The following is a 14,023-nucleotide window of genomic DNA, read 5'->3' on the forward strand; positions in this document are numbered from 1 at the left end:
TTTGGTTACTATTATTTATTCGTTACTCCAGTTTACTCTATCCATTTGGTTGAATGGCCATGGAGCTCCATTATTTTCGATATTGGACATCATTACATTTAGTTCTGTTGGTGCAGCGCTTTCTTCCATAACTAAATACCTTCTCATATCTATTATTATCGATAACGGGCTAATACTTACAGGACAAGCCTCTACACATGCATTACAACTTGTACATGCCCATAATTCTTCTGGTGAAATATAATCGTTTAATAATTTTTTACCATCATCCACAAAACTACCATTCTTATCTATATTGTCTCCTACTTCTTTTAGACGATCTCTGGTATCCATCATGATTTTACGAGGCGAAAGTTTCTTTCCTGTCTGGTTCGCGGGGCATTCACTGGTACAACGTCCACACTCAGTACAAGTATACGCATTAAGTAATTGTGCCCAGTTAAGATCTGTAACATCCGAGGCTCCGAATGTTGAAGGTTCTGCCTCTTCTTCATCTTCTGCAGGGGCCGCAAAAGGATCTGCATTAGGATCCATCATTAACATAACTTCGCTAGTCACAGCATCTAAATTATCTATTTTTCCTTTAGGATTCAAATCACCGAAATAGGTATTAGGGAAAGCCAATAGAATATGTAAATGTTTTGAAAAATATAAATAATTCAAAAAGACTAAAATTCCTAAAATATGTAGCCACCAAGCGGATCTTTCTAAAAGTATTAAGCTCCCTTCAGACATTCCATTAAAAAGTGGTGAAATAAATTGACTAATGGGATATGCTCCTGCCTTAATATAATGATCTGCTCCCAATTCTTGTAGTTGTAGATCAGCAGCATTCATAGTTAAAAACAATGTCATTAAAACCATTTCAAAATACAAGATCAAATTTCCATCATTTTGTGGCCAACCTTTCATCTCAGGATTCCAAAAACGTTTTAGTTTTATTACGTTACGACGGATCCAAAATAAAATAACACCAACAAGTACAAGAAAAGCTAATATTTCAAAAGATGCTATTAAAAAATCATAGAACCCTCCTAAAAAAGCAAAAATTCTATGTGTTCCAAAAATACCATCGATTATAATTTCCAGAACTTCGATATTAATAATGATAAAACCTAGATAGACTACAATATGTAATATTCCGGACACAGGGCGTCTTACCATTTTAGACTGCCCTAAAGCAATCATTGCCATATTCTTAAATCTTTCTCCTTTATTATCAGAACGATCCACATCTTTACCCAGACGAATATTGCGAATAACTTTACGAATGTTTTTTGTAAAATATCCAATACCGGCTACTAAAGCAATTACAAATAGGATATTAGGTATATATTGCATAATCTTTTAATTTATTGAGTCTGTCGGTTTTTTATAGGGTTTATTCTTTTTCCCAAAAACAGATACATTAATATATCTGGTTGGATTTAATCTTAAATCCTGAAGAAGGAGTTCTAATTCTTTAGTGGTTTTTTCTAAATTATTATATAATTTATCGTCTTTAAGTAACTTACCCGCAGTACCCTTTCCATCATTAAGATCTCTGGATATCTTTTCAAAATTAGCTAATACCACTTCAAGTTCTTTTCCAATCTGTTTCACATTAATTTGAGCCAGAGAATCTGAAACCTTATTAAGTTTTGTAGAGATTTCATCTGCATTTGTAAAAGCTTTATTAAGCTTTTCTTCATTTTGCTCTAACAATCTATTTATTTTGATTGATGTGCCTTTAAATTGTTTTACACTGATACTTAAATCTCTAAAAATTGAGTTCAGATTATTTTGATTATCAACATTTAAGATACCGTTAACCGATGTTAACAAGGTATCTGCATCAGTAATAGCGGCTTCAAGTTTTTCTTGTAAGGGTGTTAATCTATCGTTTACCAATTCTAGTAACCCAGCTTCTATTCTACCTGGTAATGTATCCTTATCTTTAGCTTCAAGTCCTTTTTCATATTTAGGAATAATAGCAAGGGATTTCCCTCCTATTAATCCTCCTCCATACACTTTGGCTTCACTATTTCTTGAAAAAGAGAAATCACTATCTACATTAAACTCTACCATCAAAGTCCCTTTAGAATCTGCAAAATCAATAGATACAACTTGCCCTACGACTAAGCCGTTTATAGTAACTGGTGAAGATGGAATCAAACCCTCTACATTATCATAGAGTGCATAAAACGTTCGATCATTTTCCAATAGGTTTTTCCCTTTCAAAAAACTATATCCAAAAATTAAAAGTGCAATGGCACAAATAGCTAAGATTCCTGTCTTGACTTCTCGAGTAAATTTCAAAATAGTTTAAATTTAGGACACAAATTTAGAATAAAAAATACATATCTACTGATTATTCTTTAATGAATTCTCAGTATTTATTTAGATTAATTCGAAGAAGTGTTAGCTTTTAACGCATCTGTCAACGGAATTGATTCATTATTGCGAAAAGCTACAACAAAGCTAGAATCAAATCCTTTGCCCACAGCAATTTCTTTTAATTCTTGTATTAGCGTGTAGTTAGGAGTGCTTCCGAAGTAATATTTATATAGATCTCCAATTTTAATTTTTGACAATTGATCTAAGCCATTAAAATTAAATGGTTGAAGCTCTATATCGGTTGAACCTGCGGCAATTTGAACTTTAAATGTTATATCTTCATACACTTTATCACCTTCCATTTCGGCAGTTACATTACCGGCTTCTTGTGGAGTTTCGGGTTTTGGCACAAAATATATTGCATCAAGACTTTCTTTGTAATCGACAATAGAGGTCGTAATTGACTTTGCCATATCGTCTTGCCCTTTTTTTGAATTAAGATACTTTCCTTCACTATTATTAGTAAGAAAACCAAGTTCTATTAAAACACTCGGCATATATGTTTGATGTAATACAACAAAACCAGCTTGTTTAACTCCTCTACTCTTTCTTTCTAATGACTTTTTAAATCTGTTTTGAACAAAACTAGCGAGCGTCAGACTTTGATCCAGATATTCTTCCTGCATTAGTGTTAATCCAATTATCGACTCTGGAGAGTTTGGATCGAAACCATCATAATTAGCTTCATAATTATCCTCTAAAAGGATTACAGAGTTTTCATTTTTGGCTACATTAAAATTTTCATCATTAGCATGCAATCCAAGTACAAAAGTTTCAGTACCATAAGCCTGAGATCTATGAGAATTACAATGTACAGATACAAATAAGTCTGCGTTGGCTTTATTTGCTATTCTACCTCGTTCATGCAATTCGATAAATTCATCTGTTTTTCGAGTATACACTACTTTAAATCTTGGATCTTTCTCTAAAGTAGCCCCTACAGATAGGACTACATTAAGTGCTATTTCTTTCTCTTTATATCCATTACCTCTATTACCAGAATCATGTCCACCATGTCCGGCATCCAAAACAACTACAAACTTTTCTTTCTCTTGCGAAAAAGCTGAAGTAGTAACGGTAGAAATTAAAAAAAATAAGCCCGTAAGGAAAATACCATATCCAATATTCCGTCTTCTCATGTGTCTATTCAATTTTTCTCCAATAATCATTTACAATCACTTACTAATATGTAACAATTAGCTATTTTTTTAGTTTAATACTATGCATTAGTTAAATAATTTGACTACTAATTTGAAACATTCCCTAAATATTTCAGTATTTAATAACAACTTAAAAGTAGTAAGATTATGATTTATAAAACATATACATACCCTCTTCGTTTAAATGGCTTTAGAGTTATACGATCAACATATTTTTTTATTTTTTCATCAATTGCAATCTAAGCACAAAAAATATATGTAATTTTGGCACTTCAAAAACTAAGCCATAGTTTTACAAAAATAGGATTTAAACCATTGCAAACAACGGTACGCTACATACTTTATTCACTAAGTTTTTCACTGTTTTGTATTTGTCAAATTACTGCGCAAGAAACAAACAAGACTACAGAGGTACCCATTCCTGCACAGAAAGATAGTATCACTACAGCCAATGAAATCAAAGTTGATCCTGAGCAACTATTAAACGAAAAAGCCCAGGATACAACAAAAAAAGACACGTTAGCACCAGAACCACAATTACTTACCGATAAAGTTGATTATAAAGCTACAGACTATATGCGATTAAGTCGTAGAGAAAATAAAATGTATCTCTATAATCAAGCAGAAATCATTTATGGTGATATGCAGATCAATGCAGGATCCATTATTGTGGATAATGAGAAAAATGAAGTATATGCCTATGGAATTAAAGACTCTTTAGGCGAGTACACCCAACCACCAATTTTTAAACAGGCACAAAATGTTGTAGAACCAGATTCCATTCGTTTTAATTTTGATACTGAAAAAGCATTAATATTTAACTCTAGAACCGAACAAAACGGGTTTAAAATCAAAAATGAAGTATCAAAACGTGAAAATGATTCTGTTATTTACATGAAAAATGTAAAATTCACTACTTCTGAAAATATCGAAGATCCAGAATATTATTTCTATGCACGCAGGATTAAGTTTGTTCCTAAAAAGAAAATTGTAACTGGCCTGGTAAATATGTTTATTGCTGATGTTCCAACACCTCTTGGGTTGCCATTTGGGTATTTTCCATTAACAGAGGACAGAACATCAGGGTTTATTATTCCCAATCCCGGAGAAGAAAGTAGACGAGGGTATTTTCTTCAAAATGGTGGATATTATTTTGCCATTAGCGACTATGTAGATTTAACACTTCTTGGAGACTATTACACCAATGGTAGTTATACTTTTGCTGTAGAATCTGCCTATGCCCTACGATATAGGTTTAGGGGTAATCTTAGATTTAGATTTGAAAATAATTTACAAAGTGAAAGAGGTTTCCCTGATTTTTCAAGAACTACAACCTATAATATACAATGGACCCACAGTCAGGATGCTAAAGCAAATCCAAACTCCCGATTTTCGGCTTCTGTTAACTTTGGTAGTAGCGATTTTTTTCAACAATCCACGAATCAACTGAATACCGGTAATTTTTTGAATAATCAGATTAGTTCATCGATATCGTATGCCCGAACATTTCAAGGTGACCCACAAGTTAATTTCAATCTGGCAGCAACTCATAACTCTAATACCAATACAGGTATTGTTAACCTATCTTTACCTAATGTAAATGCTAGTGTATCAAGAATATTTCCTTTTGCACCAAAAGTTGGTGTTAAAAAAGGAATTATACATAACATAAATACACAATATAATTTTAGAGGAGAAAACAGGATCACAACTGATGATGATGCTCTTTTTTCTTCTGAAATGTTTGAAGATTCTCGAATAGGAATGCAACATTCAATTCCGTTAAGTACGAATTTTAAAATACTAAAATATCTAAGTGCCACTGCTGGGACAAATTTTCAGGAAAACTGGGTTTTTGAAACTATAAAACAAACTTATGATTCTACAGCAAATGAAGGAGCCGGTGAAGTTGTTAGAGATACAATAACAGGTTTTGATACCTATAGAACGTATAATTTTAGCGCAAGTTTAGGAACAACGATTTATGGTACTTTCAATTTTAAAAAAGGGAAAAGAATACAGGCTATTCGCCATACAATGAGGCCATCGGTAAGCTATAGTATTAACCCGGCTTTTGATCAATTTTATGACACCTATACGGTTACTGACAATCCTAACACCACAGATATTGATGAAACCGAAGTCGTGGAATATTCTAGATTCGAAGGTGGTTTTTTTGGTGCTCCAAGTAATGTATTTTCAAGCAGTATCGGATTTTCTTTGAGTAATAATATAGAAATGAAGGTAAAAAGTAGGGATACTACAGCAACCGAACCTAAAAAAATCACATTATTAAATAACCTTAATTTTAGTACTGCCTACAATATTGCCGGAGATTCTTTAAAACTAAGTCCTTTATCCATTAGTGGTAATATCCCCATTATACAGAATAAATTAGACATAAATTTCAATGCACAATTAGACCCTTATGCACTTGATAATAACAATCGTAAAATTGATGTCTGGAATATAGACAATGGCGGTAGTTTATTTAGGCTTACAAGAGCTAGTGCTAATTTTGGATATTCATTTTCAAACACCGATTTTGAAAAAGGAGCGGTTAACGAGGATCCCCTAGAAAACCAAAACTTTAGAAACGAAGGAAGACCTGATAATCTTTTTGGTGCCGGAACTGATTTTAGAGAAGCGCAATCTTTTGTTCGAGATAAAGAAAAGAAATCGGATAAAGATGTTAAAAACTATAACTATAAAATACCCTGGTCATTACGATTGGCCTATAATGTGAATTATAGTAATAATGCCAGGCAAAATGAAATATCTTCCCATTCTATTCAATTTTCTGGAGATGTAGAACTTGCCCCCAGATGGTCTGTAGGCGTTTCGTCTGGTTATGACCTTAAAAACCCTGGATTTACATTTACCAACTTAAGATTTCAACGGGATTTAGAAAGTTGGACAATGAGTTTTAATTGGATTCCCTTTAGTGAAAGAACATCCTGGAATTTCTTCATAGGTATTAAATCATCTGTACTTAGTGATATTAAATATGATAAACGAAGAGAACCGGACAGACAATTATAATTGCTAATTGGATTAACGAGAGTTTGACTCCATTGAAAAGTTCGGGATCAGGTTTGAGAAAATTATAAATTAATTATAAAATATACTTCGCATGAAAAAAATTATAACGACATCAAAAGCCCCTGCGCCTATTGGTCCTTATAGCCAGGCTATTTTAAACGGAAATACGCTTTATACTTCTGGTCAGGTAGCTATTAATCCTACTACAGGAGATTTGGTTCTTGATGATATCAAAACCGAAACAGAACAGGTAATGCAAAATCTTAAAGCAATTCTGGATGAAGTAGGTATGACATTCGAAAATGTGATTAAAACAACGATTTTTCTTAGCGACATGAATAATTTTGCCTTGGTAAATGAGGTTTATGGAAAATATTTTAATGAAGATACTGCACCTGCAAGAGAGACTGTCGCTGTAGCTGCATTACCAAAATTTGTTAATGTTGAAATTTCTGTGATTGCGGTACAGTAGAAAATCATATTTATATAGAACACAAAACCCTGAGACAAATCTCAGGGTTCTGTATTTCTAAAAACTTAAATTATCTCGCAATACTTTCGATATAAAACACAATTCTACAAAGCATCATTTACACCTGCAAAAATCACAAAATCAAATACTTACGTAAAATATTTTCATAACAATCACGTTAATACAATGCAAACCTGTGACTTAGCCAAAAATATTATGGTTGTTAAAACTCACTTTTATCGATCTTTTCATGATATGAAAAGATCGATTTTTTTATTCTCCCCTTATATAATTAGCAGGTAATTTCTTTTAGAATTTCAAGTATAATACTTATAATTTTCAATATTTCGACATAAGCACCTCTATATTTTATTGAAAATCACATTTTGAAAGCATCAGTAAAATAAGTACTTCACAAGCTTTTTCGTTTTTTGGCACGGCAATTGTTTATACTATACCAAACAAGAAACAAACATTTTAAAATTATATCTTATGAAAACTTATTACATTACATTCGGATTTAACTTTGAGCCAATTATTAACTTTTTAAAAGAACTTCCTGCATCTTGTAGTTATGCAATACATAGATAAAATCTAATGCAGGAAATAACAATCCATTATAGGATTGGGACAGTGTGGAAAAAGCGAGGTGAAATCATCTCGCTTTTTGGTTTTATAAATAGCATATATATAATCCGAGATATAGCTAATGAGCGACTCTTTCAAGAAAAAATAAATTCATATTTAATCTAATATCAAATTTACAGTTCTAAAACTTTACCATACTCACAATCGTATGCAAGGCCTTTGGAGTAGCTTGTTTTTGTAATAACATCCATAATTAAATATGGTTTGTTTCTTATATGTATAATTGCTTGCTCTTCTTTCCAATTGATATGTACATCTTCTTTTTTCAGATTTCTAATATAACTATAACGACTAACCAATGTAGGAGGTAATGGTACTTCCTTCTTATTCTTAGATGTCTTATCGGTACTAAAATCTATAGATTTTGGATCGACTACGGTGCACAAATAACCTTCAAAATCAATTGCTTCTTTATCAGAACGTAACATATATGCCCATACGGAATATGTATATTCTTCTATTATAAGCGTTCTTCCTGTTGTAGGATTTGTAGAAGTCAAAAACAGATTATTTTCTGTTTTTTTGGAATTTTCTTTGGTATGCGAAGAAAATAACCCGTCAAATACGGATAAAAATAAAGTTTTCATTTTGGGGCAATCATTTTGGGGTTCTTACTATTCTTTATGCCATTTCTTCAAACAACATATACTTTAAATTGCGAATCTAAGAATTTGTTTCTACACCTAATCGGGGGTTTAACTCCAAATCAAAAGGGGTATTTACCCCTTAATATATAATATTTGATTATTGCCTACTTTTTCGAAATATACTTATGTAGAAAGGATATCTGAAATACGTAGAAGTTCTCTGTTGATACCATGATCTTCTTTTAATCCTACATCAAAAGTAGTTGCAGAAATTTCATTATTAATAATACCTACCATCACATTTTTTTCTCCATCCAATAATAACTCTACTGCTTTAACGCAAAGTCTACTTGCCAACGTTCTATCAAAACATGTTGGAGAACCACCTCGTTGCATATGTCCTAATACAGTTACTCGCACATCATAATCTGGTAAATTATCAGTAACATAATCTGCAAGTTCGTATACATTTTTACCTATTTTGTCTCCTTCGCTAACGACAACAATACTTGAAGATTTTCCAGATCTTTTACTACGTTTAAGTGATTCTAACAACCGATCAAGTCCTAAGTTTTCTTCAGGGATTAATATTTCTTCTGCACCAGCACCAACACCGGTATTAAGAGCTATAAAACCTGCATCTCGTCCCATAACTTCTATAAAGAATAATCGATCATGTGAGCTTGCTGTATCTCTTATTTTATCTATTGCATTAATAACAGTGTTTAATGCAGTATCATATCCTATCGTATAATTTGTACCTGCAATATCATTGTCTATGGTACCAGGCACGCCAATTATCGGAATATCATATTCTTTACTAAAAATCTCGCCTCCTCTAAAAGTTCCATCTCCACCGATAAGCACCATAGCATCTACTTCGAGCTTTTTAAGATGTTCTGCTGCTTTTTTTCTGCCTTCTACAGTTCTAAAATCTTTTGATCGTGCAGATTTAAGAATTGTTCCTCCCCTGCTTATAATATTTCTTACACTACGAGCATTTAGTATGCAGTGATCCCCTTCTATCATTCCTTGATATCCTCTATAAAAACCTATGCATTTTACATTATAATATGCACAAGCCCTTGCCACCGCACGTATAGCGGCATTCATACCAGGAGAATCCCCTCCAGAAGTCATAACACCAATTGTTCTAATTTCTTTTGCCATGTAATTTTGTTGTTTAGTTTGTTATTAAAACATATGGATCCCGGCATAAACCGGGATGACGAGAACTGCAATTCATAAATAACTATCAAATATTTATGAATGAATTATTTATTCTTTTCTGTAAAGTTAATAAAATTCGGAGTTTCAATTTTGACTGTATCTATAGGTTTTGCTATGGAATCTTTCGCTTTTTTAGCCTTAAAAATCTTAGCCCAGAGTTCTTTAAAATTGTCAAAATCTACTGAGTAGGACAACCCTAATCCTTGCTCATATACTTGATTTGCAGCCCCAATAAATTGAATATCATTTTCGCGATTAAAAATCTTACCTCGTAATGATCCATCTTCATTAAAAAGGTATTCTACCTCAACATCTCCAACAACATTAGATTCATTTACTCCACCAATAGGAACCCCAACTCTACCATTGATCAGGATTCGTTTATTAATCTGAGTAGAAAGCGTTAAACCAAATTGATCAGCATTCTCCTGATCTAAGGTTCGAACTCCTTGCACATAATTTAGCCCTACTTGAAATTTATCATCTTTATCAGAAAGGATATTATTAAAAAGGCTTGATGCTCTCTCAGCCACTATACCTCCTGTTATTGCATTGGCATCAAGTGTACCGCTATAAAACTGTCCAGAAGACACTAGTGATATGGCTTGAAGTTCTTTATTAGATTGGTCATTCAACTTATAATCCAACTCACTCTTTACTACAGAGCTTAGATTAGGAAACTCTATATCAAAATTTAGATTAGGTTGAATTAGCTCTCCTTGTAAGTCAACAACTACCTCGATTGGTATTTTACGATTAATCGAAGAGTTTTCTAGTAAAATTGCAGGATTTGCTTCAGTTTTATATACGGCACTCATGTCCAGAACAGCTCTTGTTGGACTCCCATCCCAGTTTATTGTTCCACCATCACGTACGGTAAATAGTTTTTCGACAAATGCTCCGTATCTAAAATTGTAGGTTCCTTCATATGCCACAAAATCCCCCCACATATTAAATTTTCCGTTGGTATTGATTTCTATAAGCAAGGTCCCTGCCCCTCTTCCCTTTAAAGAGCTTCCAGTGTTTTTATCAACTACAATTTCTACTTCTGCATTCTTATTTACGTCCAATTCAAAATTAAGCTCTAATCCTTTTATATCTTCTAAAATGATCTCTTTCCCCTCTAATCGTGCACGTTTTTCTTCTGGGCTTAAAAAATGTATAGAATTATTATCACCTATTGATTCTGTATCATTAAGAGGAATTTTGAATACAGTACCTTCTTCTGTTGTAGCATTTACATCAATTACTAACTCATCTGTTGGGCCTTTAATAGTAGCTTCGCCACTAATAAAACCTGTACCATAGTATAGTGATTCTTCATCTTCTTCAGTATCTAACACCAATAACCGTTCATTTGCCAGGAGCTCTAGTCCCATTTCCCACTTTGAAAAGCGTCTATGTGCAATATAGCCCCCAAGAACCCCTTTAGTTTTATGTTTTGTATCTGTGATATTAATATTATCAAAATCAAAACGTTGTTTGTTTAATATCACTCTAGAATTATCATCAAAATCTAAATCAACATTAAGATATGGCACTGTAAGCCCGGCTTTACTAAGACTTAGTACTCCATTGATATCGGGATTTTTGTAATTTCCAGATACTTTGGCTTTGCCTGTTACAAATCCTCTGATATTAGAAATTACAATTCCCCCTAATGCGCTAAACTCTGAAACATCTAACTTATCTAAATCCAGATCTAGATCTATTGATGGGTTTTCTTTGGAAACAATTATAGATCCTAATGCCGATAATGTTCTTTTATTAGCATCATTTATTAGCCTGGTATTAATATTATATTCGGTAAGATCCGAATTACCGGCTACATTGAGTCTTAGTTCTCCTAATGAGGTTTTGTTAATTGCTAGATTGTCGACAATAATTTTAGAGTTAGGAAAATAATTTCCAGCTTCCTGTACAATGGATAATTCTCCATCTACTCGTCCATCAAATTTTAAACTATCGATTCTTGGAGTAATTTTATTAAGGTCTACATCAGTAAATGTTGCTTTCAAGTTTTTATAATCTTTTCCTTTTGTAGTACCATCTACCTTTATTTCTTCATCCATATAACTAAGGATAATAGATTGTATATCAATACTGCTAAAGTCATTATCAAAAACTACCTTGTTTGTATTTTTATCTTTTTCTTTATTTGCATACCAGGTATACCCTTTGTAGGTAAAATCAGATTTTCGTAACCCTACTACAGAATTATTTTCTTCATTAATAGTGTGATAAAATTCTAAATTAAAATTATCCTCATTATTTTTCCCTCCTTTAAATTCAGAGTGCATAAATAGAGTATCTTTTAATGTAACATTAATCAAACTGAACTCTGAAACATCATAATATTTTGAATCTACACTATCTATAGCTACATAGGTATTAAACAGCGGGTTTTTATTATCTACCTGAATATCTACATCCTGCATCAGGTTATCAAAAATCTGAATAGAAGGTGATTTGAAGGTAAGTTTAAACTCTGATTCATTACTTTCTACTTTTCCTTTTATAATGGTATTTGGTGCAAATTGGATTTCAGGAAAAAACACATCCACTATTTTATTATAGATGTTAAAGTTGAATTCCATAAACTCATCATCTGTAATTTCGGTCGCTTCAAAATTGGTATATAGACTTCCTATCGAGTTTCTAAATAAATCATATACGTTTTCAAATCTAAAAACCCCTTTCACACTACCATCTACAATATCAGGACTATTAATAGTAATGGTTCTTACGTTATTTTCATCAAAACTTGATGTGATATCAAAATCTTCGAAGTAATATCCAGCATTTTGATTCGTATACAATGTTTTTTGAAAAGAAATAGTACCAAATACGTCATTAATACCTCTTCCTTTCATATTCATAAATACATCCCCGTTAAATACTGAAATGCTGTCCCTGGTAAATACGTTAATCTTATTAAGGTCTATATGATCGACATTAGCCACAAAATCATAATTATGTATTTCTTCTGCCAAATTTGCTACCCCGTTAAAAGTGAACCTTACATTGGGATCACTAGAATCCAGTTTTCCATCAAACACCCTATCTTTAAGATTTCCTAATGCTTTTAGATTTGTATATGTGTATCCATTAATTTCTAATGCATTAATATCTCCTTCTATTTTGGTATTTAAACTTTCTAGATTAAAACCGCTTCCGTCAACATGAATATCAAAAGACGCACTACCAATAGATTTTCTTCCTAATAATTGACCTACATTAAAGTTGTTAGAAATAACATTTCCATTATATGTAGCTTCGTTTAGGTTGTTCAATTTTTCTAATAAAACAAAGGCATTTATTTTTCCTAATTGCGAAAACAAATCCATATCAACATCTACAGCTTTTGTAGTAACAATAGCATTACCAACAGCCCGCACACTACCAAACTGATATAATTTTCTTGGAAGAGAGTTACCCAATACCCTAGGTAATAGGTTCACCAAATCATAATAATTGGTAGTAAGGTTTTCAAAATCTCCTTCAAGTTCAAATTTTGAAGCATTAGAAACAACATTTTTAATTCGTATATCTCCTTTTATTATAGACCGATCTAAACCAGAAATATTGGCATTTACAATCTTAAAATCATTTAAAACACCTCTCACCGAAGTATTTCTTAGTCTCAACTTTCTGTCTTTTCCAAATTCTCGATAAAAAGGAATCAAATCATTGGTAGAAACCACGGCGCTATTAAAACTTGCATTAATATTTACTTTGTTTTCAAAATCGCTAAGTCCACCCTCTTCAAAAGAAAACAATACTTCTCCTTCTATTTTAGAATCTGGCGTTTCAATAACCAGTTCTTGAAAATTCATTTCTTCAGGTTTAATTACAAAACACGTTTGCAACCTCGAAATGTTCATTCCACGTTGGTCATTAAAAGCTAAACTACTAATATCAATATATACATCTGGTCCGTCGACCATTAGATTTTCGGCATCCAAAAAGATATTTTTGTAATATACTATTTCTGTTGCCCTCAAATTTTCGTTAGTAAACTTATATGAACCTTGATTAAGAATAATATTACGTGTAGTTAACAGGAAACGTTTGCCAGATGGTTTTGTAGTACCAGAATTAAACTTTCTGATCAAAGTCATAAGATTATCACTTTGTTCATCCTTGTATATTTTCATATTAAAAACCAGGTCCTCAATCAAAACATCTCCAAGTTCTGGTCTATTATCCAACACATCGTTCATACTACCGATAGAAGTTTCTATACTAGCGGCATACATAAGGGTATCGGCATGATGATCTTTTACAAAAACTTCTTTTAGTGCAATATTTCCGGCATAGGTTAGGCCGATTTTATTGATCGCTATATCGACATCATATGTAGATTTAAGATAATTAGTAGCCTTTTTACCCAGAAAAGTTTGCAAAGCAGGAATAGAAAATACGACCACTAGAAATGCAAAAAGTGATAAAAGGGTAAGAAATACCCTTAACAATATTTTCCTTAATTTTTTGATCCGTTTTATTGT

8 protein-coding genes are annotated in these 14,023 nt (G+C 32.4%); 2 read left to right on the forward strand and 6 right to left on the reverse strand.

Translation table 11 applies throughout. From position 1 onward, the window contains the following. Positions 1–15 precede the first annotated feature (15 nt). The 3 genes from JJQ60_RS07230 to JJQ60_RS07240 form a co-directional block, all read right to left on the reverse strand. Positions 16–1,341, reverse strand: a complete 1,326-nt coding sequence (locus tag JJQ60_RS07230) for a (Fe-S)-binding protein (protein ID WP_201918151.1) — start codon at positions 1,339–1,341, stop codon at positions 16–18. A 6-nt stretch (positions 1,342–1,347) separates the two neighbouring features. Then, the gene (locus JJQ60_RS07235) at positions 1,348–2,298 is read right to left on the reverse strand and encodes an MlaD family protein (protein ID WP_201918153.1); all 951 of its coding nucleotides are present in this window, start codon (positions 2,296–2,298) and stop codon (positions 1,348–1,350) included. 86 nt (positions 2,299–2,384) lie between these two features. Then, complete coding sequence (locus JJQ60_RS07240) at positions 2,385–3,515, reverse strand: N-acetylmuramoyl-L-alanine amidase family protein (protein ID WP_201918155.1); 1,131 nt, start codon at positions 3,513–3,515, stop codon at positions 2,385–2,387. A gap of 285 nt (positions 3,516–3,800) precedes the next feature. Between JJQ60_RS07240 and JJQ60_RS07245 the strand changes: the two genes are divergently transcribed. Both JJQ60_RS07245 and JJQ60_RS07250 read left to right on the forward strand, forming a co-directional pair. Beyond that, on the forward strand, positions 3,801–6,578 hold the full coding sequence (locus JJQ60_RS07245; RefSeq protein ID WP_201918157.1) for a putative LPS assembly protein LptD: 2,778 nt from the start codon (positions 3,801–3,803) through the stop codon (positions 6,576–6,578). Between the two features lie 91 nt (positions 6,579–6,669). Beyond that, entirely contained in the window at positions 6,670–7,050 is a 381-nt protein-coding gene (locus tag JJQ60_RS07250; protein ID WP_201918159.1) for a RidA family protein, read from the forward strand. Positions 7,051–7,811: 761 nt separating this feature from the next. Here JJQ60_RS07250 and JJQ60_RS07255 read toward each other — a convergent pair. From JJQ60_RS07255 to JJQ60_RS07265, 3 genes are all read right to left on the reverse strand, one after another. After that, positions 7,812–8,285: a hypothetical protein gene (locus tag JJQ60_RS07255; protein WP_201918161.1), complete on the reverse strand. Its 474-nt coding sequence runs from the start codon at positions 8,283–8,285 to the stop codon at positions 7,812–7,814. 183 nt (positions 8,286–8,468) lie between these two features. Beyond that, on the reverse strand, positions 8,469–9,455 hold the full coding sequence (gene pfkA, locus JJQ60_RS07260; RefSeq protein WP_201918163.1) for a 6-phosphofructokinase: 987 nt from the start codon (positions 9,453–9,455) through the stop codon (positions 8,469–8,471). Between the two features lie 104 nt (positions 9,456–9,559). Then, entirely contained in the window at positions 9,560–13,990 is a 4,431-nt protein-coding gene (locus tag JJQ60_RS07265) for a translocation/assembly module TamB (protein ID WP_201918165.1), read from the reverse strand. Positions 13,991–14,023 lie beyond the last annotated feature (33 nt).

The organism is Aquimarina mytili, assembly GCF_016735115.1.
GTDB classification, from domain to species: domain Bacteria; phylum Bacteroidota; class Bacteroidia; order Flavobacteriales; family Flavobacteriaceae; genus Aquimarina; species Aquimarina mytili.

Coding starts and splice junctions, on each gene's coding strand:
- pfkA (WP_201918163.1), bottom strand. CDS start 9,455: ATGGCAAAAGAAATTAGAACAATTGGTGTTATGACTTCTGGAGGGGAT.
- JJQ60_RS07240 (WP_201918155.1), bottom strand. CDS start 3,515: ATGAGAAGACGGAATATTGGATATGGTATTTTCCTTACGGGCTTATTT.
- JJQ60_RS07250 (WP_201918159.1), top strand. CDS start 6,670: ATGAAAAAAATTATAACGACATCAAAAGCCCCTGCGCCTATTGGTCCT.
- JJQ60_RS07230 (WP_201918151.1), bottom strand. CDS start 1,341: ATGCAATATATACCTAATATCCTATTTGTAATTGCTTTAGTAGCCGGT.
- JJQ60_RS07255 (WP_201918161.1), bottom strand. CDS start 8,285: ATGAAAACTTTATTTTTATCCGTATTTGACGGGTTATTTTCTTCGCAT.